20 protein-coding genes are annotated in these 23,495 nt (G+C 38.8%); 12 read left to right on the forward strand and 8 right to left on the reverse strand.

What is annotated here, in order from left to right; genetic code table 11:
• Positions 1-56 precede the first annotated feature (56 nt).
• Complete coding sequence (locus tag AC0L7Q_RS02330; RefSeq protein ID WP_409424685.1) at positions 57-719, reverse strand: response regulator transcription factor; 663 nt, start codon at positions 717-719, stop codon at positions 57-59.
• A 168-nt stretch (positions 720-887) separates the two neighbouring features.
• On the opposite strand from AC0L7Q_RS02330, the gene AC0L7Q_RS02335 reads away from it, so the two are divergent.
• Positions 888-3,011 (forward strand): TonB-dependent receptor plug domain-containing protein, encoded by a 2,124-nt coding sequence (locus tag AC0L7Q_RS02335; RefSeq protein WP_409424686.1) that lies wholly within the window; start codon positions 888-890, stop codon positions 3,009-3,011.
• A gap of 141 nt (positions 3,012-3,152) precedes the next feature.
• On the opposite strand, the gene AC0L7Q_RS02340 is transcribed toward AC0L7Q_RS02335, so the two are convergent.
• Entirely contained in the window at positions 3,153-5,204 is a 2,052-nt protein-coding gene (locus AC0L7Q_RS02340; RefSeq protein ID WP_409424687.1) for a TonB-dependent receptor plug domain-containing protein, read from the reverse strand.
• Positions 5,205-5,308: 104 nt separating this feature from the next.
• On the opposite strand from AC0L7Q_RS02340, the gene AC0L7Q_RS02345 reads away from it, so the two are divergent.
• The 3 genes from AC0L7Q_RS02345 to AC0L7Q_RS02355 all read left to right on the forward strand — a co-directional run bounded on the left by AC0L7Q_RS02345 (position 5,309) and on the right by AC0L7Q_RS02355 (position 8,679).
• Entirely contained in the window at positions 5,309-6,244 is a 936-nt protein-coding gene (locus tag AC0L7Q_RS02345) for a LytTR family DNA-binding domain-containing protein (RefSeq protein ID WP_409424688.1), read from the forward strand.
• A gap of 472 nt (positions 6,245-6,716) precedes the next feature.
• Complete coding sequence (locus AC0L7Q_RS02350; RefSeq protein ID WP_409424689.1) at positions 6,717-7,583, forward strand: hypothetical protein; 867 nt, start codon at positions 6,717-6,719, stop codon at positions 7,581-7,583.
• A 10-nt stretch (positions 7,584-7,593) separates the two neighbouring features.
• Entirely contained in the window at positions 7,594-8,679 is a 1,086-nt protein-coding gene (locus tag AC0L7Q_RS02355; RefSeq protein WP_409424690.1) for a DUF4785 domain-containing protein, read from the forward strand.
• 482 nt (positions 8,680-9,161) lie between these two features.
• Here AC0L7Q_RS02355 and AC0L7Q_RS02360 read toward each other — a convergent pair whose 3' ends face one another.
• On the reverse strand, positions 9,162-9,968 hold the full coding sequence (locus AC0L7Q_RS02360) for a DUF2306 domain-containing protein (protein ID WP_409424691.1): 807 nt from the start codon (positions 9,966-9,968) through the stop codon (positions 9,162-9,164).
• A gap of 223 nt (positions 9,969-10,191) precedes the next feature.
• Between AC0L7Q_RS02360 and AC0L7Q_RS02365 the strand changes: the two genes are divergently transcribed.
• Both AC0L7Q_RS02365 and AC0L7Q_RS02370 read left to right on the forward strand, forming a co-directional pair.
• On the forward strand, positions 10,192-11,334 hold the full coding sequence (locus AC0L7Q_RS02365; protein WP_409424692.1) for a helix-turn-helix domain-containing protein: 1,143 nt from the start codon (positions 10,192-10,194) through the stop codon (positions 11,332-11,334).
• Between the two features lie 69 nt (positions 11,335-11,403).
• Entirely contained in the window at positions 11,404-11,997 is a 594-nt protein-coding gene (locus AC0L7Q_RS02370) for an acyl carrier protein phosphodiesterase (RefSeq protein ID WP_413401270.1), read from the forward strand.
• A gap of 23 nt (positions 11,998-12,020) precedes the next feature.
• On the opposite strand, the gene AC0L7Q_RS02375 is transcribed toward AC0L7Q_RS02370, so the two are convergent.
• The gene (locus tag AC0L7Q_RS02375) at positions 12,021-12,329 is read right to left on the reverse strand and encodes a hypothetical protein (protein ID WP_413401271.1); all 309 of its coding nucleotides are present in this window, start codon (positions 12,327-12,329) and stop codon (positions 12,021-12,023) included.
• A 312-nt stretch (positions 12,330-12,641) separates the two neighbouring features.
• Between AC0L7Q_RS02375 and AC0L7Q_RS02380 the strand changes: the two genes are divergently transcribed.
• The gene (locus tag AC0L7Q_RS02380; RefSeq protein WP_409424695.1) at positions 12,642-13,781 is read left to right on the forward strand and encodes a sensor histidine kinase; all 1,140 of its coding nucleotides are present in this window, start codon (positions 12,642-12,644) and stop codon (positions 13,779-13,781) included.
• Positions 13,778-14,434 (forward strand): response regulator, encoded by a 657-nt coding sequence (locus AC0L7Q_RS02385; protein ID WP_409424696.1) that lies wholly within the window; start codon positions 13,778-13,780, stop codon positions 14,432-14,434. Before AC0L7Q_RS02380 ends, AC0L7Q_RS02385 begins: the two co-directional genes overlap by 4 nt.
• 12 nt (positions 14,435-14,446) lie before the next feature.
• On the opposite strand, the gene AC0L7Q_RS02390 is transcribed toward AC0L7Q_RS02385, so the two are convergent.
• Entirely contained in the window at positions 14,447-15,385 is a 939-nt protein-coding gene (locus AC0L7Q_RS02390; RefSeq protein ID WP_409424697.1) for a class I SAM-dependent methyltransferase, read from the reverse strand.
• Between the two features lie 98 nt (positions 15,386-15,483).
• Positions 15,484-15,675, reverse strand: a complete 192-nt coding sequence (locus tag AC0L7Q_RS02395; RefSeq protein ID WP_409424698.1) for a MerR family transcriptional regulator — start codon at positions 15,673-15,675, stop codon at positions 15,484-15,486.
• 195 nt (positions 15,676-15,870) lie between these two features.
• Here AC0L7Q_RS02395 and AC0L7Q_RS02400 point away from each other — a divergent pair, with 195 nt between their 5' ends.
• From AC0L7Q_RS02400 to AC0L7Q_RS02410, 3 genes are all read left to right on the forward strand, one after another.
• Positions 15,871-16,668, forward strand: coding sequence for a hypothetical protein (locus tag AC0L7Q_RS02400; protein WP_409424699.1), 798 nt, complete (start codon positions 15,871-15,873; stop codon positions 16,666-16,668).
• Entirely contained in the window at positions 16,604-17,482 is an 879-nt protein-coding gene (locus AC0L7Q_RS02405) for a tetratricopeptide repeat protein (protein ID WP_409424700.1), read from the forward strand. Before AC0L7Q_RS02400 ends, AC0L7Q_RS02405 begins: the two co-directional genes overlap by 65 nt.
• 186 nt (positions 17,483-17,668) lie before the next feature.
• Entirely contained in the window at positions 17,669-18,421 is a 753-nt protein-coding gene (locus AC0L7Q_RS02410; protein WP_409424701.1) for a substrate-binding periplasmic protein, read from the forward strand.
• Positions 18,422-18,483: 62 nt separating this feature from the next.
• On the opposite strand, the gene AC0L7Q_RS02415 is transcribed toward AC0L7Q_RS02410, so the two are convergent.
• Positions 18,484-20,664, reverse strand: coding sequence for a response regulator (locus AC0L7Q_RS02415; protein ID WP_409424702.1), 2,181 nt, complete (start codon positions 20,662-20,664; stop codon positions 18,484-18,486).
• 214 nt (positions 20,665-20,878) lie between these two features.
• The gene (locus AC0L7Q_RS02420; RefSeq protein ID WP_409424703.1) at positions 20,879-22,573 is read right to left on the reverse strand and encodes a GGDEF domain-containing protein; all 1,695 of its coding nucleotides are present in this window, start codon (positions 22,571-22,573) and stop codon (positions 20,879-20,881) included.
• A gap of 121 nt (positions 22,574-22,694) precedes the next feature.
• Between AC0L7Q_RS02420 and AC0L7Q_RS02425 the strand changes: the two genes are divergently transcribed.
• A complete protein-coding gene (locus tag AC0L7Q_RS02425) occupies positions 22,695-23,282 on the forward strand; it encodes a methyl-accepting chemotaxis protein (protein ID WP_409424704.1) in 588 nt (195 codons plus the stop codon).
• Positions 23,283-23,495: the final 213 nt, after the last annotated feature.

Below are 23,495 nucleotides of genomic sequence, written 5' to 3' on the forward strand. Positions count from 1 at the left end.
TAAAAAAAGGGTTTCATATTACAATTGGCCGCTAAAAAGCTGATACCCTTCGCCTCTTAACGTAACGAGGTGCTCAGGTGTCTTCGGGTCGCGTTCAATTTTTTTCTTATTTTAGCGATATGAATATCTACCGTGCGGGTGTCTAGGCAGTCAGTTGATTTATATCCCCACACCTCTCTTAGAAGTTCATCGCGTGATACGGGGGCTTTTTGTTGATTTAAGTAGGTTAAAATATTCACTTCGCGACGCGTATAACGCATGGCTTTTTGATGAGATGTGCCGGTTAATTTTTGCATGCAAATACTCACATGCTTGCTAATGTTGAGTGTGTTGTTAGTGCTAGACAAACCTGACCGCCTAATTAAAGCGGTGACTCGTAACACCAATTCAGACGTTGAAAACGGTTTTGCCAAATAATCATCAGCGCCCAAGGTGAGGCCATTGATAATATCTTCCTCAGTATTTTTTGCTGTTAACATTAAAATTGGTTGCACCTGAGATTGCTGTCTAATGGCGTTGCATATCTCAAAACCATTCATTGATGGCAGCATGACATCTAAAAGAATACAACTGTATTGCTTTTCTAGCGCGCGGATGAGTCCTTTTTTTCCGTCTATTTCACTTTCAACATCAAAACCATGAAATACAAATAGATCCGTAAGGCCACGTAAAATACTCGGTTCATCTTCGATGATGAGCAGTGTGGGTTTAATATTCATATTATTGTTTTAAATCCTTTACTTATCCTAGCTGGACTATATCACCCTTTTATCCCTTCAAATGCAAAGTTTTGTAAAACTTTCGTTGCGTTAGTTTTACCTTTTGTGCCTATTTGAGGATGTGCCGGTTGATTAAGATAACCCTAATTTAATGACAGGGACTTAACAATGACACACCGCGTTACTCAACCAAATATATTATATAAACGCTCTGCGTTGCAGCATGCTATTTTATCCGCCGTGTTGATTGGCGGCTCAAGTATGCTAATTGGTTTTTCTACCATCAGTGCTGCGAATGAATCTATTGTCAATATTGAGCGGTATGAAGCAATTACCTTTATGGCGTTGGAGCCACAAACGTTATATGACATTCTAGAAAATACCCCTGGTGCAAATAGCCTTTTAAGCAAAATGAACAGCACATCAAACAATCGTGGTTTTGGATCGTCCGGCGATCAAATTTTGATAAACAGTAAGCGGATGTCGGGTAAAGAGAATAGCCTTGAGAAGGAGCTCAATAGTATTCAAGCGAAGGACGTAGAGTACATCGAACTGATTCGCGGGACGCGCTCTGATTTAGATGTGCAAAGTAATGGATTAGTGATTAATGTGGTACTGAAACAAGACATAGATTCATCGATTCTTTGGACGTTAGGCACGGTTAAAACAGCGAATATCAAGGCACATACCACAGGCTCTTTGACTTACAGTGCGAGTAAAGGCAATTTAAAATACAGAATAGGCTTAAACCATGCTGTTTATCCGGCTGAAATAAGCTCACAAGAGCAGTTTACCTCTCCTGCGGATGTTGATACGCAAACAAATGTTCGTCTACGCGAGAACATTTACAAAGAGAGCCAGTTATCTGCCAAGTTAGAATATGTATATTCAGATAAAACCGCAATGCAACTTACTGCCATTTATGAAAAAATCAACGTTGATGCGCTTACGGAGAACAACAGTGAATTTTTAACCTCAGACACACTTCAAAGCAAAGAGTTGGAGTATGATTGGGGCAGAGACAAGTGGGAAGTAAGCGGTGATATTACCCATGATTATAATGATGCTCATCAGTTGAAGTTGTTATTTATTAGTAATCAAGCAGATTCTGATGACAAAATTTGGCACCGTGTATCGCAAGATGGCGCAGTATTTAAACCAAATTACCAGCTACCACGCATTTATACCTCAAAAGAAAATGTACTGCGCACTAATTGGCGCTTTAAGCTCAACAAAAGTCATACGTTTGATTCTGGCTTTGAGGTGGCAATAAATCAGCTAGATGAAAATTTACAGTTTATTCGTCAAGCGGGGTCTGCTTATCATTCGACCGAATTAAATGACATTAAAGAAACGCGTTATGAAGGGTTTAGTAATTATAATTTTGCGATTTCACCGACGTTAAACCTACAATCGTCCTTAATATATGAACGATCGACGATTGACGTCGCAACAGACCTATCCGTAACAGCCAATACCTTACAGCACGTAAACAGTGACACATCGCGCACATTTAACTACCTCAAACCCCGTTTAAATCTGCGCTATGATTTGAATGATATTTATCAGGTGCGTTTCAATTACCAACGAACAGTCAGTCAACTTGACCTTAAAGATTTTGTGCCATGGTTTGATAGTTATGAATCTCGTCTTGAAGAAGCCAACCCTGATTTAAAACCTGAAGTGCGTGATGAGTTCTCTGTTGCGTTTGAAAAGCAATGGCAATCAACCGAAGGTAGTTTTATTGTGACGCCTTATTACCATAAAATAAGTGATTTAATTAATGAAGTCTTATTGGCTAAGCGCTCTGGCGACGGTAATATCGATAGCGCAACAGAGTACGGTGTTGAGTTTGATACATATTTTGGATTAGAAGCGTTTGGACTAAATAACACCTTGGTCAGTGCCAATTATACGTGGCGAGATAGCGAAGTAATTCATCCTTTTACCGCAGAGAAAGCGCCTATCGAGCGAGTAAGTAAAAACGCTTGGCAGGTAAAATTAAACCAGAACGAAATTTTACCTGGACTATCGATGAGTTTAACACTCGAAGATAAAAGTCGTTATACGTTTTATTATTATGACTATCAGGGCGATGTTGATACTAAAATCACCGCAAATGCCTTTATTGATTATCAAATTTCGCAACATTTAAAGCTGCGCTTCAAAGGTGATAATCTTCTTAATGATCGATACACCGTCAATAAAGCGCGTCATACAGGGTTGTTTACGCAAAGCCAGTACTTAAGGCAAGAGCAGCGTGCAAATGAACGCGCCCCCGGTTTTCTTTAACGCTAACGGGGCAGTTCTAGAAGAGGTGACCTTTCTAAATATTCAAATGACCACAATGATGTTGCTCTTGGGGTTGTTTAATTGAGTGAACCCTCATGTTTGAATGCCGGTTTATTACTAACCGGCCTTCATTGTATGTGCTTAAAAGTTTAACGTAATCCCGATTGAAGGCAGCGGCATATCAGGAAATTGATAGTCTTTTTCAAAATCACTGTAATCTATGTTGTACTCAAGTTCTTGCACCGTTTTTGAGCCGTAAACGTTAAGCACTTCGATATAAATAGTCGATTCGAGACCAAACACTTTGGTTTGATAGTCTGCGCGAAGATCAAGCCTGTGATAGTTTCCCCATTGCTCAGCATTAAACTCGCCGTATTGAGGTATATAAAAGAGGGGTTGATTATTAGTTTCAGTATAGGGAGTCGCAGATTGCACTTGTGTATAACGTCGCCCGCTTTGAAAACGCCATTTCGCGCCAATTTGCCAATTTTCGTTCCATTTATAATCTAGCACGAGGTTTGCAACCCAAGGTAAATCAAACTCAGAGTTAAATTGCTGATTGGTTAATGGGTTGTCGCGCTCTGTTTTACTGTAGGCAATGCTTGCCCAGCCATACCAATCTTCAGATAACTGCTTATTTAGCAGCAGCTCTATACCGTACGATTCACCACTGGCGACATCATCAAATGTTGGTGCGCCAGCCACATTCTGTGTTAAATGTCGCTTTTGTGCATCAGGGTTCGCAACGATTAAGTTATCTAGCTCTTTGTAAAATAGCTCTGTTTTTAACCCGAGTCCTTGACCAAGGTTTGAGTCTAGGCTCAACGTGTAATGAGTCGATTCACTGGCTTCAAGTGTGGATTCGCCATATTGAGGAATTAAATATTGGTAGTCATCAACCAGTGTGTGGTGAACACCGTAGCTAATGTTGAGTTTATGCTTATCGCTCACATCAAAGCCTATACGTGCGCGTGGCTCTAAATAACGTTGTGAATTGCTATCCGTTGCGAGGTACGCAAAACCAATGTTGTAATCCCAGCGAGGCGAAATGTCTCCCATGAGTGATGCATAGGCATGATAATCTCTTACAGTAAACGAGCCTTGCTGCGAAAACGTGGGGCTGAAATAGCTGGGTGGGCACACTTCAAATTCAGTGTTGCATGGCAATAACCGACCACTGCTTACGTAATCAATCTCACTTTGTTTGAGTTGAATACCAAAATCGAGAGTGAATGAATCTGCAATATATTGGTTATCTGATTTTACAATTATTTTTGTAATATCAGCATCCCAGCGAAAAATGTCACCTTCTCGCTCTTGCTGGTTTTGCGTTAATACATTGACACTGCTGATTGACTCGAGGTTGTCGCCAGTGTATTGCCAACTGATTGCTTGGCTATGAAAATAACTTTGGTATCGTTCGCCAGAAGCTAAATCAGGGTTTTTACCAATGTCGCGGCCGTCTGCATCAAATTCAATTTCAATGTAATCTTTTGCGCCGCTGGCGGTTGCACGTAACACATTATTGTTATCTATATCCCAGATTAGTTTTGCTTGGTAATCCCTGTTACGTGGTGGCACTGAAAATGAAAAGTCTTCGTCTTCGATAAAGTTATCAACGTAGGTGTGCACTAAACTCTCTCTAAATGAAACGTAGAATGCGGCATCTGGCGAAATCGCTTGTTCATATAAAAAGCCACTGCGAAAAAAGCTCAAATCAATTACATTGGTTGGCATGTCAGGGTTTGGATCTCTTAATTGCGTTAATATGACCCCGCCATTTGCATTGGCATAGTTGCTCGCCCATGCGCCTGTTTTTAACTCAAAGCTTTCAATAAGCAGTGGGTTATAAATACTCAAACCATCGTTGTGAAAAATATACCCCATCTCTAACCCATCTGTTAGATAAAGGTTGTCGTTAGTTGAGCTGCCACGAATAGCCGGTTGTGCTACTGGGCCGCCAGTATTAGGGGTTGCTAAAACAACACCTGGGAGAGCTTCTAAACCTTTGAGTGGATCGTTGCCCGTACCGGGTAGTGTTAATAATTTGTTCGAACTAATTTTAATGCCGTCTGGCTGAGGAGCCACCACGGTAATACTTTCAATCTCGTTTTGACTGTTGTCTGTTTGAGCCCAAGCGTGTGTACATATTGTGCTCACTAAAACTGCGATTGTTGATTTAGTAAATGTCATTTTTGCATCCTTTGTATGCGTTATTTAATAACAATAATTTACGGCTTAAATGATTTCTGGTTTAATTAACTTATTGATTTATGTATGAATGGGCAGTTTATTGTATGGATGGGCAGTTTCAGCTTGGTGCGATAAGCCCATGGCGCTATTTTCTGTGTGTTGGCTTTGTTCTAGCGTGTATTTTAAGCGTCTCAGATAACGACAATATACTGCCTTTTTGGTTGAATTTTATTGTTTGGCAAGGACAGGTTTTTTTAGCGTTAGGTTTTTTTATCACCACACATACATTAATGAGAGGTGTGCTTAGCAAACAAAATAACTTTGTTAAGCTGATTGTTAGCGCATTAATTGCGGTGACACTTTATGTGCCAATATCACTACTTTTTGATGTGTATATAGAGCAAGAAACACCTTACAGCATTAGCGCCTTAATCGAAGAGTGGCAAAATATGGTTCCCCCCGCGCTGATATCATGGATTGCGATTAATTTGCCTTGGGTCCTCGGATTTAAAATTGAGTCCACCCATAAACAAGCACCTGAAGTGCAACAACCAAACACGCCAAATATGGTCTTCACAACGAAGCAACCTGAGAGGGTGGGTTCACATCAAGGAAGCAGCGGTGACACTGGTGGGGCATTAACACCATCAGTGACCACAGAGGCAGTCAGCAACAATGCCGTTGAACTTTCAACAAATGAAGAGGCACAAAGCCGTGCACAACAATTTTTACAACTGGCAAACATTAATGCTATTTCAGAGCTTATATACCTAAAAGCTGAGTTACATTATTTAAATGTGGTGCTTGAGTCTGGAAGTCACTTAATTTTATACAACCTCAAAGATGCCATAGACGATATTAGTTCCCTGTCGCCTGAGCTTGCAGTTGGACAAACCCACAGAAGCTATTGGGTGAATACAGCCCATATTCACTCATTAGAAAAAAAGAACCGAGAGGGGGCATTGAAAATGTCAAATCAAACCTGTGTACCAGTGAGTCGCACACACATGAGTAAGGTTAAGTCTTGGCTTAAAAAGTAACACAAGCGAAAGAAGCACTATTTAACAGGGTTTATCAGTGTTGTTCTTACTCGTTTGATTCAAGAGAAAATGTGTGCTTGTTTTACATACTGCTGCGAACCTATTCATGACGTTGACGGGTGTAACTGCGCGCTTTTATTTCGCTTCAATTTGCGTTTAGTGCCTATATTTGTCTCGTTTTTCAGTGAACATGCATGGCAATTCCGTGGTTTGTGGATACACATCACCGGCCCTTTAAGCACTATTGAGTTTCTCTATTCTTTGTTATCTGATTTTAAATTTATCATTGTTACACACTTTAAAGCTCATCATTAACCCATGCCGATTAATATAAAAAACTAATGATTTGGAGTGAAAAAGCACACAAAGGTTAAATAAATGTAAATAATTTCTTGCGTTTACCCCTGTGTAGTCTATTTTCTGAACGGAGGTCACACCTCCAACCTGATAACTACAATCAACAGGAATACACATGAAAATAAAAACATGCTTATTAATGCCTGCTTTAACACTCGCGGCTGGCTTAAGCCACGGCGCATTTGCCGAACAAGGGATTGCATTTGTTCATGGTACAGGCGAACAAACCGATGCATACAATGACTATTGGACGGGCAGTTTTGTTAATACTGTACGTCAAGGCTTGCCTAACACTAATAATTACGCAGTTATAAATTGTGATTTTGAGCAATATATGTGGGCCGATGGCGCTGCTGGCTGCTTAGCAGGGCAACTGAGCTCATTTATCAATAATAAAAATATTACAGAGCTAACCCTCATTACCCATTCTAATGGTGGCAATGTGGTGCGATGGATCTTATCTAACCCAACGTTTGATAGCCGCTATGCAAATATCATTAATAAAGTAACGCATACCATTGCGCTTGCTCCCTCTAGTGGTGGTACACCTTTGGCTGATGCGGTTGTTGCGGGTAACTCTTTTGAGCAAAGTTTGGGTTGGCTATTGGGTTATGGCAGTGATGCAGTAAAACAACAACAAGTGTCTTGGATGGCATCGTATAACGCGCAGTGGCTATATGGTACACCTAATCGTCCAAGTTTACCTTCTCGTTTTGAAGCTGTGGTCGGGAGTGATGTTGACTCTGCCGTTTGGGATAGTGATAGCTATTGCGGAGGATACCAAAACCAAGTTGCACTTGAAGTCACGCAAAATTGGTTAGACAGTTGCTCTGATGGCTTTTTAAATTGTAGCTCTCAGTCGCTAGCGGGTTCGGTGTGGTTTAAAGACAAATCACAAACGCGTGGTAGTGAACCTTTAAGTCATCAACAAAGCCGCCGTAATTGCTTTGGTTTACCAGACATGCTTAAAAATCGAATTTAGGAGTTAGATAATGATTAAAAAAATAACTAAATTATGTGCTGCAATAATGGTTGTGAGTGCTGTGGCAAATGCGAATGAGCAAACAGTTTATCAATTTCCTCAGGTTCAGTCGGCGTCAGTTGCGCCGTTGCAGAGCCTTGAAAAAGACAGTGTGGAGTATTGGCAGCGAGTGACCGGAAAAGAACTAAAGCGTGGTGTGCCCGTGTTTGTTAATCAAGCGGATCATTTTATTCGTATCGCCCCTAAAGCACGCTTTGATAGCGGTGAAGTGATGAAACCTCATCAATTGCAAGCTAATATGTTTTCGGTACTTAGTGAGAGTGGGCGACAAATTTCAATGCAGGCTATTGCTGCGCGTGAGCAAATGCAAAACGCAGGGTTTAGAGATGGTAGTGTTGGGCTTAAATTAGGGCAAGTTAACGGCAAAGCCATGCTACAAACACGCCAAGCGCTCGGTGACCAAGATACATATTTGGTACACGTTATTGAAAAAGGCTCGCTTAGTGCATTGCATGCTAAAACCCAGTTTAAATTAAAAGAACAACAACAACGCTTGAGCATAAACCTCAGTATGGGGCAAAAACACATCAAAGATAGTGATGTAGAGTTAGCTTTGTTTAGCCCTGATGGTGAACAACTTGAGGTACGTTATGAAAAAGGTGAGGCTGTATTCACTTACCCGCTTGAAACAATAGGTGCCGCAAAAGGATATTATGAACTGGAGGCAAATATCAAAACTAATGCAAGTGGTAAAATAGTAAAACGCTCTATAAAAATGCCGTTTGTACACAGTGCTGATACCATCACGATGGGTAAAGCTAGTGTGATGTCTTTAGGGCGTAATCACTTCCAAGCACAGGTCCCAGTTGATGTTACTGATGCTGGGCGCTTTGCTATTCGCGCGACACTAACTGGAACAGACAGTAAAGGGGAGAGGGTAAAACTGGCAACGGTAGAGGTTGCTAAGCAGATCGAGGGGCATGGTCAATTTATGATGCCATTTTCCTCTGTTCGAGCAGCTAACCCGCCCTTTGAACTCATTGATATTGAGTTAACAGATCAAACTCGCATGTTAAAGTTTGCCCCTGAACTATAAACGAGTGTGAAGTAGGTACTTATAAAAGCCGGTACATAACAAAGTGACCGGCTTTTATGTGTGAGGTACTCCCGTTACAAAAACGTGTAAGCTCGGGCTATAAAATACAGTGTTATGCAAAACCTTCAGCAAAGGTAAGCTGTAATTGTTGTATTGTCATTAAAATTGCGGCCGTTTAGCTCTTTGTTTATCTGTGTTGCGCCGCTTGTATGTTAGATGGCGCGTGATTTTTAGTGATTTACGAATGGGTCAAAAGGGCTCTTACGTATTCTCGTTCGTGGTTGCGCAGAAAAACAACCAGCAATAGGCAGCTGGGAATTTTCAAAAAATTGAATAACCGACTTCTGCTAGCTAAGCTAGGGCGTACTTTCTCGCGAATTACAGATCCCAGCGTTGATTTATCAACGAAAGCCACTGATTAATAAAGTGGCTTTTGATTGGGCGTTTATCAGATAAGCTCCCTGTTAAAAAGAGTAGCCTGTTTATAAGTTAATTATCGCCGGGTACCAGTTGGCTAACACGACCCCAAATAAACCCACTAGGAAAATAATGGATATCAATGTCATTATACTTGCTGTGGCGATGGTAATAATTTTATTCGTTGTACTTTCAGCATACCTTACTAGCTCAGCAATAAGTAAAGGGATCACGTAAGAGCAAATGCTAACAGCCAATACCGCTGGGCCGGTAAACGTTGCGGTATCGACTCCTAAAGTGCCAAATATTAAGAACCAAGCAAAAATCATCAAGCGAAAAAATAACACACCATTTGCTGCGAGGTATAAGCGTATTGCCCATACTTTATGAAGGCTAATATCACGTTTCCTGGCTGCTTTTACTGCTAATATACTTGATAAAATAACCACGCAACCGCCAAATATTGTTAACCCATGCATCAAGGCGTTGCCAACAGTTCCTCTGGCTAGTATCAGGTATATGCCCGCGAATGAAATGGTACAGGCAAGCAACACAAAAATACGGCCGTTATAGCGGTGAAAGCGAGGGTGCTTTGTTCGTATAAAGGGAATTAGCTGCAAGCTGCCACCTGTTATCATCACGATGGCTAATAATACATGTGCCGCATACATGAAGTTTCCAGTTGTATCGTTAGCAACATAGGCCGTGCTATTTAGGCTATTCCAGCCAGATATTCCGTTAGTAGCGCCCGTAAGCCCGTACCCTAATGTGAGGTAAATAACAAAGCAGACTTGTGCCATCAGCAGGCAGCTAAACCATATTTTTTTACTGTTATTAAGCAATGAATTTGGCTTAAGTTTGATTTTATACATGTGTATTTTCTTTTTTCTTCATAAAACGAATAACGCAAATATAAAGGGTTTGAAAGGCGGTTTCTTATCAAATTTGAAATTTGAGTAACGATATATGGGTAATTTTGAAAATTAATTAACTGCTACAGACACATTCCCTAACAAAGTCTTTTTGCTAACTGAAAAGTTACTTTGTACTATGTTGGATAGGCAAGTATAAACGTCAGGTTAAAAACGCACTGTAATGCAAAATACGTCTCCTTATTATCTGCTTATTTTTGTTTGTATGAGCTTAATGTTTTTAAATGCGCTTAAAAAAGATAAGCAGCTTATTCATTATTTATTTGTCATATTTTGTGGCTCTTTGTGTATGGTCGGAGTGCAAAAAATTAGTGCACCAAGCTTGGGGGAGTATCAGTACTTTATTGGCTTGTTTACTTGTGCAACGTGTAATGCATCATGGTTAATATCGCGGGCTTTATTTCGTGAGCATAACCCTATTTCACGCAGACATGTGGCAGTTGCTGCAACTATCGCGCTTTTGATCATGTTTAATCAAACATGGCACTATTTGGTGAGCCTTGACCCACAACCACTTTCTACCAGTCATATAATGTGGCGATTAAAGCAAGGCATGAATGAAATAACAGGTTTACTTTCATCATGCATTTTAGTGCTTTCTTTTTGGGAGTCGATGAGAGGCTTCAATAGCAAAACACACGTTCAAAAAGTGCAATCAGTGATTTTTGCAAGTGCGTACTTTTTAGCGGTTGTTAATGCCAGTATATTACCTGCATTTATATTTAGCCCTGCGGAAATTGAGCTATATAACCCGCTAATTATCACTTCTTCTGCGCTGTTAATTGTATTTGCAATGCACATAGTTATGACCCTGCAAGCAAGTAGCTCAAAAAAGCAAACGCGACCTCATAATGATGAGAGTGAAGTTGGTATTGATAGCGATGAAGTAAAGAAAATTAGTGATATCAGCCATCATCAAGAGCAAATACAAGCTGAGTTGATAATGGGCATCTCTAAACTCATAAACGAACAGCAGTTGTTTTTACAAACTAATCTAAAAATTTCAGATTTTGCACAAGCACTTCAAGTGCCTGAATATAAAATTAGCCGAGCGATTCGATATCATTATAAGGTTGCTAACTTTAATCTGTTTATTAATCAATACCGTGTAAATTATGCAAAGATGTTATTAGCAAGTGAACAAGCTCAAGAATGGAGTATTTTGAGTATTGCACTTGAGAGTGGCTTTTCGTCTCTTGCAACGTTTAATCGCGTGTTTAAAAGTATAGTAGGGAGAATTCCGAATGAGTATCGAAAACAAAATAATAACTACCAAGGTTTGAGTATTGAAGGGCTGATTGAGTAGATGCTTTTTTATTGTTCGTGATATACATCAAAGTATGATGTGTGTTTTATTAACCATCGTGAGATTACCTTGAATTACTTAGCCCACCTTTATTTAGCACAGCCTACTGCTGATTCCCATTTTGGTAATTTGCTGGGAGATTTTGGGGGGCAACGGCAGCTAACGCATATACCTACAAGCGTTAAAAACGCGCTTGATAATCATTATTTAGTGGATAAATTTACTGACGCACACCCTTTTGTTAAAGAAGCTAAACAGCTTTTTTCAGTCAAGCGCAGGCGCTTTGCTGGCGTGGCTATAGATGTGGTTTTTGATCATTTTCTCATTCAGCATTGGCAGCAGTTTAATAACCAATCATTAATTGATTTTAAGCACACCAGTTATGGGTTTTTGAATAAGCGTATACCTGTAATGCCACAAAGAATGCAACGTGTAGTAACCAGTATGACGCAAAACGATTGGTTTAAAGAGTATGAAAGCGTTGATGGGGTGGGGCGGGCGCTTGATAATATTGCTAAGCGTATTCGATTTACTAATAATTTTGCTGGCGCTGCTGAAGATATATCTCGCCATTACAATGCGCTAGATGGGCTTTTTTTAGCGTTTTTTCCTGAGCTAATTAAACACGTTAATGAGTCTAATTTAGAAAGCGCACTAAAATAAAATGTGCATTCAATACAAGTGGTTTAGTCGTCAGGTCCTTTTAAGGTAAACACTAAATGTTTACGCATATCTTTCAAAATCACGCCTTTTTTAAGCATGGCAGCGCTTAAGCGCTTTTGCCATTTTAATAACTCTGGCTCTGCCGCAGTTAATGCTTGTTGGTTTTCAAACTGAAAACACATAAGTAACGAACCCGGAAATAAATGATATTCCACATCGAACCAGCATTGCAGCATACCTGGTATATCAGCACGCCCTTGTGCTTCTATTTTATCAGCAACATCAAGTACAAGTGCTTGTTGTTTTAATTGTACTTTCGATAGTTTTTTCATGGTGGTGCTCCAAATTTGGTGAGCTAAATGCGTTTGCAGTGGCGTATTATACTCGCGCTTTTAAGTAAGCAACAACCATACATATTCAATAACCCAGCATTTCCCATTTTCTCTGGCAGGTTAGGCAAATATACAAAATAGATAATTAACACAACGAATATGATGGCATCGATGCATTAACAACGCCTCACATTCAGTTTTTTAAACAGCAAAATCACATTCTTTATAAAAGAGCTTAATATTTTGAGCACGCCTGCTGTAGACTAAGTTTAAGAGGCCACTGAAGATATATTTATTAATGGATTAAGTTAAATGACTGAAATAAAACGTCTTGTGTCTATAGAAAGCTTTACTGCGATTATTGCGTGGGCTGCCGTGAGCGGCTCGGCGTTATGGTTAATGGTCAAGTCGGATGATTATTCGGTACCTGATTTAATAATAGTTACCCTGTGTTTCTTAGCGTTTATAAGCTGTTTTATGATTGCGAACGCAAACTATAAGACCCGCTTAAATGAAAGGCTTAAGCAAGGGCTTTTAACAATTCAATATGCTGTATTATTAGTTGTAGCGGCGGTTGTACCTTACACCTACATAGCGATATTAAGCACCATTTGGTGTGCTCAACTACCTTATTTTATGCGTTTGAGGCACGCCATATGCTTATCCTTGTTATGTTTAGTTCCGCTTTTTCTTATTTTTACCTTTTACTGGGGCAAAGACGATAGCCTGTTGACCGGTTTGTTATTTTGGACGTTTAATTTATTTGCATTAGTGGTCATGAATACTACACGAAACGAATCTCTAGCACGTGAAAAGTCAGAGGCATTAAACCGAGAGTTAATTGCCACACAAACGCTGTTAAGTGAAGCCACCAAGCAAGCTGAGCGAACTCGCATTGCCCGTAATATTCATGACTTATTAGGGCACCACTTAACCGCTTTGACGATTAATTTACAAGTAGCACAGCGAACGTCAGAAGGAGCTGTGCATGAAAATATTAAGCAATGTCATAGTTTGGCTAAGCTGTTATTGAGCGATGTTCGAGAGGCCGTTTCAGAAATTCGTGACAGATCAGCGATAGAAATTAAACAAGCCTTACAAGCACTTATTAATAATGTACCGCAGTTAAAAATTAAACTTAATATTGTGGATGAAGCGATGATTAATGATGTTAGGGTTGCTGACGCCTTGCTTCGTTGTACGCAAGAGAGCATAACTAACACGCTAAAACATAGTTATGCTACTGAGCTGACAATAGCTATAACACATGCAGAGCATGTTATTCATTTAACGATTGTTGATAATGCTCACTCTAAAACCATCAAGCCTCTGCAAAAAGGACACGGCCTCAAAGGTATTGAAGAGCGTGTTAACGATTTAGGTGGCTGTGTGAAGTTTAAACATACCACAACTGGTTTTGTAACACAGATTACGCTGGTGGAGCCACAATGAAAATTAAAGTAATTATTGTTGATGATCAAACGTTGGTACGCTCAGGGATAAAAAGTTTATTAATGCTCTCTGAAGCTATTGATGTGGTAGCTGAAGCGTCTGGTGGTGAGCAAGCTATATCGTTAATTCAAGAAAAACAACCTGACGTTATACTGATGGATATACGCATGCCTGCAATGTCGGGAATTGATACGTTGCAAGCGTTAAACCAAACTAAGCTTGATAAACCGCAGCCGCCAGTGATTATGCTAACAACGTTTAATGATCATGAGCTCGTTGTTAGCGCGCTGCAAGCAGGCGCAAAGGGGTATTTACTTAAAGATGTATCATTAGAGACCTTGGTAGATGCGATAGAGTGTGTTCATAAGGGCGAAACGTTAATACAGCCAGCGATTTCTGAACGTGTAATAAAGCAGCTAAGTACCAGTGATAGCCAATTTGAAAGTGTAGTTGACCTGCCTGAATTCAGCGCCAAAGAATTAGAAATACTGCGCTTTATGGCGGCTGGGTGTAGCAATCGCGAAATTTCGGCTGCGGTGTTTAAATCTGAAGGGACGGTTAAAAACTATGTCTCAACTATTCTTGCAAAATTAGGTGTTAGGGATCGTACGCGAGCGGTGTTAAAGGCTATAGAAGTAGGATTAATAAAATAATAATAAACGCTGCTAACCTTGAATGACTACTAAGCTGCTTACATAAGTAAGCAGCGAGTGCCTATTTTTTTGAGCAATAAAGAATTGATAACCAAACTCACCAAGTCGCGATTTATACAAATTTACTTCGTTTTTTATATCAGAGATTGCTTGTGAGTTTACCAGTTGTGATGCTAACTCATTTGCACGTTTTTCAAGTGGTACATAGTAGCTTTGCCAAGTTTGCTCAGAAACAGTAAATGTATGTTTTAGCTCAAGCCCTGCTTGCTCTATCTGTGACTTTCTAGTGTTAATTGTTTGAATGTCTGGGTAATCATTTTTCCAGTGTTCTATAGAATCTTGACTTGGGTTATCTGTTAGCCAGACTAAATCGCTAAAAACAATAAATCCGTGTGATTTTAATAAAGACTGCCAATTGGCCAGTGCCTTTTCAACTCCCATAATATAGGCCGATGCTTCCGCCCAAATGACATCAAATTTATCAGTGTCAAAATTCAATTCAGTCATACTCATACATTGAGTTGACACTGAATCTTTGAGGTTGTGCTGCTTAATTTTAAGTTGCAATTGCGCTAAGGCTGACTGCTCATTATCTATTGCGATAATTTTTGCTTTCGATAAATTGGCAAGTGTTATTGTTGAATTTCCTTTGCCGCAACCTATCTCTAAAATATGTGCAGGATGGCTCGTAAGTAACGAGTACGCTTTTGAAGTATCTTCTTTACTACTAGGCCCCCAAAGCTCGAGTGTTTCAAACACTTTCATAAAGTCTTGCATATACTTTTCATGTTCATTCATATCTTTTGACAACCATTTGACTCTTAGAGCTTGTTTTTCATCAAACCCTTGGATTTTTAACCAGTCTATATGTGCATCTGGTGCGATTTCAGAAAGCGTTATATGCCATGGCTTACTCGTATCATCACCGAGAAGGGAAGATAATAAAGCCAATGAACGTTCTTTTTGGCTTATCTCATCTTTTAACTCATTATAGCGTAGCCTAAGTACGGTCTTATCTAACTTACTTTCTAAGCAATGTTTACATTCAGCTAAGGTGAAACCCGCTTTTGCAATTGCTGGATTAGGCGCACCTGTTGCACATCTCTTTCGCTATAAACTCGGTAGCCATTTTCTAATCTCTTTGCTGAGATTAAGCTGAGCTTTTCGTAATAAAGCAAAGCCGTTCTAGATAAACCAACTAATTTCGCTAACTCAGATATACGGTACACATAAAACCTCATACATTTAAAATGCGATAGTTAATGTAAACTATAAAGTATTAGACAGGTCAAGCTAGGTTGTTCAATTTTTTCGCAAATAATATAGCCTGTTTATTACTTTTTAAGTGCTCAAACAAAAAAGTGACTTTTGGCACTCTCATCACAAGGCATATTTTTAGATACTTCAAATCAACACATTATTTGAGGTTATAAATTATGGATATTATTTTTAAGATTATGTTGGCTGGGCATATTAGCGTAGGAATATGCGCCTTATTTTTGTTTTGGTTCCCTGCTTATAGTAAAAAAGGCTCACCACGGCATAAAAAATTTGGTAACTGGTATACCTTATCTATGTACGGGGTGGTTATAACAGGGATGGCGATGGCGTTGTTATCGATTGCCATTCCCGAGTGGGTAAAGCCAGAGGCTTTTGTAGATAGCGTAAATAAGGCTGAGGTGCGTGAGGGGATTGTACGTTTTGCGTTGTTACTTTTCCATTTATCGTTGTTGACCCTGGTGTCTGTACGCTATGGCAAACTAGTGCTCAAAGCTAAATTAGACCAACAAAGTATCAAAGGACCATTTCAGTTATTCATAACGTTTGTGTTGTTAGTGAGTGGAGCACTTATTTTATGGTTTGGCATTGTTACAGGGCACATATTAATGTTGGTATTTGGCCCGTTAGGCTTGTTTATTTCTATTACCAATTTACATTTCACCTTTAAGCGACACATAAAAAAACCGATTGGTTGGTTGAGCATTTGGGCGGATATATCGGCTCAGGCATTGCCGCATACACTGCATTTATTGCATTTGGTGGTAGGCATATATTTACTTCTACAGGGTTTATGCAAATTATGTTTTGGGTCGCACCTGGACTGGTGGGAGTTATATTTATTTCTGTTCTTTCTCGCAAATATACTAATGAAACTAAAGGATAAAATAAATGAAAAATATGATGCGAGTTATGTTTTTATTGGCGCTATTTTGTTCATCAGTAAACGCGGGTGAAAAAGTCGATGCTTTAAATGAACAAGCAATTGCGATGATTGATAGTGACTTAGATGCCGCTGAAGCATTAATAAGTGAGTTAATAGAGGAGCATCCTCAGAATCATTTAACTCATTTTTATTGTGGCAGAATTATGGGCAGGCAAGCGGGAGAAGCATTTTTTAAAGCGTTTAGCTATGCAAAAAAGTCACTGGCATGTATGAAAAAAGCGGTTGCTTTAGCGCCAGAGAATATTACATATAAAAAGGGGTTGATTAGCTTTTATCTTGGCGCCCCAGCAATTGCTGGTGGCAGTGAAGCACTTGCTTTTGAGCAAGTAAAAGCAATTAAATTACGTAATCAAGAACAAGGCGTATTAGCTGAACTCGATTTTTATAAACAGACTCTTGATGATTCAGCTTTAACAGTCAAGCTATTGAAGTATCAGCAGAGTGAGAGAAAAACACCTGTTATAGCTTATGAGCTAGGGCTGCTTTTTCAACACGTTAAACAGTTTGATAAAGCACATATGCAGTTTGAAATCGCGTTGAAAACAAATCCACAAAACCATACTTTGATGCAAAACGTTTTATATCAGCTTGGTCGCAATGCTGTGTTTAGTAAAACGAATATTTTATTGGGAATTGAATCATTAAAAAAATATAGCAAAGGCGATCTAAGTGAGTCATGGCCTAGTTTGAACTGGGCCAATTATCGTTTGTCGCAATTACATGGGCTTAATAATGATACACGCCAGGCTAAAAAATATCGTTTGCTTGCTGAGGTTACCCAGGATAAGCATTTAATTGAGCAATTAGCTCAAAATAAGAACTGAGGTACCTCAACAATGACCAAGGAAACCTCGCTTTTACTTTAAAAAACGTATCGTAAGTGATTGTTCTAATTTATATAAATAAATTTTGGAGTATGAGTGAAACCAGTAATAAGTTTCCAGAGAAATAGTAGAGCATAAGCTATAGTTAATTAACAACATGTTTAAAAACCTATCTATAGAGTTTATATGCAGAAAATTATGGCAAAATACTGGTTGTTTTTAGTATTAATGTGTCCCTTAGCTTTAGCCGAGCAAGGCAAGTTTAAAGTAGCGGTGTATGCATACCACCTACAGCCACCTTTAATCATTGATATTAGCGGTCAATCAGGTTTGTATTTTGACTTTGTTAATCATTTAAATCGTTTAAGTAACGATTATGAATTTAACTTAGTGTATGTGCCCAGAAAACGTATTGAAGTTATGCTAGAGCGTAACGAGATGAATGGTATTTTATTGGGGGTGAACCCTAAGTGGTTTAAAGATAAAACAGAACAAAAATACCTTTGGACGAGTAAAGTGTTTGAAGATCGTGATGAGGTTGTTTCTTTACAAAGTACTCCCTTTGAGTATCAATCACCTAACTCATTAAAGGGAAAGACAGTGGGAGGGGTTCGAGGCTTTTATTATGCAGGTATAAACGAAGCAGTAGCTGAGGGCTTGGTGAATCGAATTGATACTGTTGACGAGGGAGCCTTGCTGACGATGTTAACTAAGCAGCGGATTGATGCGGCGATTATTGGTCGATCTATGTTTGAGTATTACCTTTCAGATTTAGTTAAAGCGACTGTTTTCCACTTATCCGCTGAGCCACACGATGAATATCATCGACGAATATTAGTCCCTAAAGAGCAGAGTGAACTGTTTCTGCATCTACAAAACTTAGTAACCAAGCTTGATAATGACTGTAAGTGGCAGCAAAAAATAATGAGCTATCAATAAACATGTTTCATTTAATTGCACTTTATTGATAACTCCGCACCTTGATTGCATTTAACTAACTTTTATGGCTTATTTATTTGCTCTGATAAAAAGAGGGTAGTTATATCCGCTACTTTTATTAATGATTCTTTATCTTCGTGGCTCCACGTTACTTTTGAGTCCACACTTTCACAACAAATGACACCTAACGGCTTGTTATCAAGTTTATAAGTGTAATCAAGTAAAGAATAAATATTGAGTGGCTCAAAGTAAGAGTGAGTAAACGACTCGGTTACTTCGTTATTTCTGGCGTCTGATGCGTCGAGTATTTGGTTGGTTAAGATATAGTTGAAATAAGCCGGTGAGTCTTCTGCATTTAAAACAGCACCACTTGACACGTCATCATTTTCATCAAGACAAATTAAGCAACTTAATGCGCTGTAATCTTTATTAAATAACCACAGACTGACTCGATTGGCATTAGGAATAAGCGCTTTTAATTCTATGCATATTTGTTTGACCTTCCAATTACTGGCAGTATTAGGGTCGCTAATTTTTACTGCTAAGTTTTTGAGGTTGAGGTTTTTAGGATTATAAACATTGAGTAAGCTGTTGAGCTTAGCTTTATCGAACGGTTTAGTTAGGTAGCCATCCATGCCAATATCTAAATAATGCTCAATGTCTTGTTTTAGGGTATTTGCTGTCATAGCGATAATTGGAACGGTTTTACCTTTAGGAAGCGATCTAATAGCCTGTGTGGCTTTTATGCCATCTATTTCAGGCATTTGTATATCCATGAAAATTAAGTCTACAAGGTGTTCTTTGAAGTACTTAACGCATTCTTTACCGTTCTCTGCGATTATTAAATCAGCATTATGTACCTTGAGCATTTTAACAATAATGAGCTGATTTATTTTATTATCTTCGGCAATTAAGACAGTACAACCTTGTAAGTTTGTTAGCTCAACGCTTTGCCTTGCTATTATTGGTGACAAAACAATCTCAAAGCGTTGCTCATAGGTGAACGTAGAGCCTTTACCTATTTGGCTGGTAAAGCTAAGGTGCCCCTGCATTAACTCACTTAAACGAGCACAAATTGATAAGCCTAAACCTGTACCCCCATATTCTCTTGAGGTCGATGAATCTGCCTGATGAAATTCTTTAAATAAATGTTCTTGAACAGCCTCATTAATGCCAAGGCCTGTATCAATAACTTCAAACTTGAGTACTTGTGTTTGCAATGTACTACTTTTAATACTTACTTTCAGGTCGACTTGGCCCGTTTTGGTAAATTTAATCGCATTTGAGCACAGGTTATTTAAAATTTGCGAAACCCGAAGAGGGTCCCCTTTTAAATTATCCGCTATTTTAGGGTCTACCGATGTAATAAGCTTTATACCTTTAGTAGACGCTTGCTGTAACTGGGGCTTTATCACATCGCTAATAACGTCATTAAGATTGAAGTCGATATGTTCAATTTCTAATTTACCAGCCTCAATTTTAGAAAAGTCTAAAATGTCATTTACAATATTTGATAAGTAATGAGCTGACTTTAATATACTTTTTAAAGTGCTGTCTTTTTCCTTTGTTGTGGTTTCGGTCATACCAAATTCAGCTAAATTTAAAATCCCATGTAATGGGGTTCTCAGCTCGTGAGTCATATTTGCTAAAAATTTACTCTTAGTGTTATTGGCCGTATCTGCTTCTTCTTTTAACTTTTCTAGTTCTTTATTGTGTGCTTTTTGTTTTTCTAATGCCATAGACAGCTTTTTATTATTAAGCCTAAGCTCTAGTTGCGCAATAACCTCTTTGCCCAAAACCGTGAGCGCATTTATTTGTTTGCTCGAAAGCTTTTTTGGTTTATCACTAATGACACATAACGTACCTATAGCATTGCCTCTAGGAGTTATAAGAGGTGCACCTGCATAAAAGCGAATATTTGGGTCGTTTGTGACCAAGGGGTTATCGTGAAAGCGAGTGTCTGTCAGTGCATTTTGAACTTCGAACACTTGGTTTTCTAAAATTGCGTGAGAACAAAACGAGATATCTCTTGCTGTTTCGGCTACATCAATTCCATACTTAGACTTAAACCATTGCCTGTTGGGATCAACAAGGCTTATCAGTGAAATTGGCGTTTCGCAAATATCAGATGCAAGCTGGGTTAAGTCGTCAAAGGATTTCTCAGCTTCAGTGTCTAAAACGTCATACTCATATAAGTCTTTTAGCCGTGATAGTTCATCTTCAGGTGTTGACGCTTTTATCATTATGCAACCTTGTTTTTGATGTGATTAACACTAAATAATCGAATAAAAATAATAGCGGACTAGCTGACGTAAAATAAAAAGTACGCGTTTAATATTTTTGCCTAAGGTGTATTTTATTTACGAACTCAAATTTAGCTAAATATATTTAAATTATTATGCTCAATCATTTAGCTTATATGACTAGTTAAGTTTTTACCAATTGATTTAAAATTACTCAATCAACAATCCTATTACGGCCTTTAGCTTTTGCTTCGTATAAATAGTCATCAACGTATTTTAAGCTGTTTTGTAAGCTGATAGAGCCATCATGGGTAAGCAGCCCAATACTTACTGTAAAGCTAATGTTTTTATTGCGATAGAAAACTTTATGTTGATTAATCGTGTTTTTAATTCGCTCTGCGGCTTGCTTAGCTTCGGCTTTGTTTGTGTTGGGCATAATAATTAAAAACTCTTCACCGCCTAGGCGAAATACAAAATCGTGCTTTCTAGTTAAGGAGCGTAATGTGTTGGTGAGCTCTTTTAAGCTTAAATCTCCAGCCTCGTGACCATAATTATCGTTTATGGCTTTAAAATGGTCTATGTCGAGCATTAATAATGAAATATAGGTGTTTTTATTTTGCGTTTTTAATAGTTCATCGCTGAGCGTTCTGTATAAAGTTCGTCTATTTAAACAGCCTGTAAGTGGGTCTATATTGGCTTGTTTTTCTAGCTCTTTATTAAGTGAAGAGAGCTCTTGAGTACGCGCCTGAATACGTTGCTCTAAACTGGTATTAAGCGCGATTAGTTTATGCTCAATGTTTATTTCTTTGGTTACGTCGTTTTGTACAGCAAAGTAATAAGCCACTTTGCCGTCTCTAAAAATGGGTGATATGGCTAGTTCATTCCAATAGGGGTTCCCACTTTGTGTATAGTTTAAAATTCGGGTGGTAATAGGGATGCCTTTTTTAAGATGAATTCTAAGTTGCTCTATTGTGTTGGCGTCAGTTTTTTCACCTTGTAAAATAGCACCTAGTTTTTTACCTTCCACTTGATTGAGTGTATAGCCTGTTATTCTTTCAAATGAGCCATTTACCCAAATAACGCGCTTGTCTTTATCGGCAATCACCATCCCAACCGTAGTTTCTTTGAGTGCGGTAACTAAAAAGTCCCGCTCTAGAGCGATTTTTTCACTCCCCGATATATCTTGAAAAATGCCATATAACTTAGTGATTGCACCGTTTTTATTTCTTGATACATTGCCGCTTGATATAACAATGCGCTCTTGTTGATCGTTACCTACAACACGCAACTTTATACAGCTCCACCCTTGCCCGCTCGCAAGAGCTTGTTCGACCGCATGAGCTATCTTGGGTTTATCATCTTCATGATAAAAATTTATTGCTGTGTCTAGTTCAGGGGAATAGTTACTGGGTGAAACACCATGAATGGTGTAAATTTCATCGGTCCAAAATAATTGGCTAGTGTTACAGTCGAGTTGCCAATAACCCACTTTTAAAACTTCGCCGGCATTTTCTATGATGGTTTGTAATTCGTTATTGCTAATAACAGACGACACTTGGGCAAAGTGCTGGTTAAAAATTAAAACCATATATTGGTGTTGTTTTTGTTCTACACTTTGTAAGCAACAATTTAGTCTAATGGAGTAATCGGTTGTGAATGTGAGCTCAATATCAAATTGGTCTAACTCATTATGTTGCGATTTTAGTGCAAGGATTTGCTGTTGTAATAGTGCTTTGCTTTCAGTTGTACAACAGGCATAAAAGCTTTTAATGGTTGGCATGTTTTTAGCTGTAATATTGAGCTCTGACCATCTAGGAGAAAGGTAACTAAGCTGATCGTTATTATCAAATACCATTAAAAGAAAATTACACTTTTCTAGCAGCGCAATGTTTATATCTTTAATATCCATAGGCTCTCTACATATGAAAAGTATTTCAACACGTGGATTAAGTATAGGCACACCTATCAGGTTTAGCTGCATGAAAAAATGAATTTCATTTTGGGTTTTAGCTTAAAAAGTTTTTACCGAAATGGAACGCATAGCGACCACCGTTGATGAAACGGTAGAGCAAATAAGGTTATTAGCTGAAAATACAAAACAAATAGGCGGCATTGCGAGTGTGATCAGTGGTATCTCTGAACAGACTAATTTGCTGGCTCTTAATGCCGCAATAGAAGCTGCAAGAGCGGGTGAGTCGGGACGCGGTTTTGCCGTTGTTGCAGACGAAGTTCGGCAGTTAGCGCAACGTACCGGTGAAGCCACCTCACAAATTGAAATTATGATTACCGATGTGCAAACTCAAACGGCAGCATCTGTAAGTGCTATGGAAACAACGCAGCCACAGGTTGAAAACGGCAAAGCGAAAATTATGCAGGCAACAGATTTACTCAAACATATTGAGGAACAAGCAATGGACTCGTTGAACTTGGTGAAGCAGGTGTCTAGCGCTGCATCTGAACAAGTTCAAGTGGTAACTGAATTTAGTGCTGCAATGGAGCAGGTTGCGGTAATGTCTGAAGAAACCATTGAGTCGATGAATAAAAATGACACGGCAACTAAAGTACTTACTGATTTGTCAGGTTCGCTTAAAAAAGAAATTGCCTTCTTTAAAGTTTAACTTTAGGCCCTGTAAACGATGTAAGATTATTTTTAATCGCGATGTTTAAAAGCAGCACGACCAATTAGGTGTGCTGCTTTTTTGTGTTAATAGTCTGACTTTCAGCCGTTTTTTGTAGTAAAAGTATGATAGTGGTTTGTTTTTATAACTTTCCTGATAAGGTATTAGTGATATAACAATATTTTAACGTTGTTTCGTTGTTGTTAACGAATG

It is taken from the genome of Pseudoalteromonas sp. KJ63-1, from assembly GCF_055808145.1.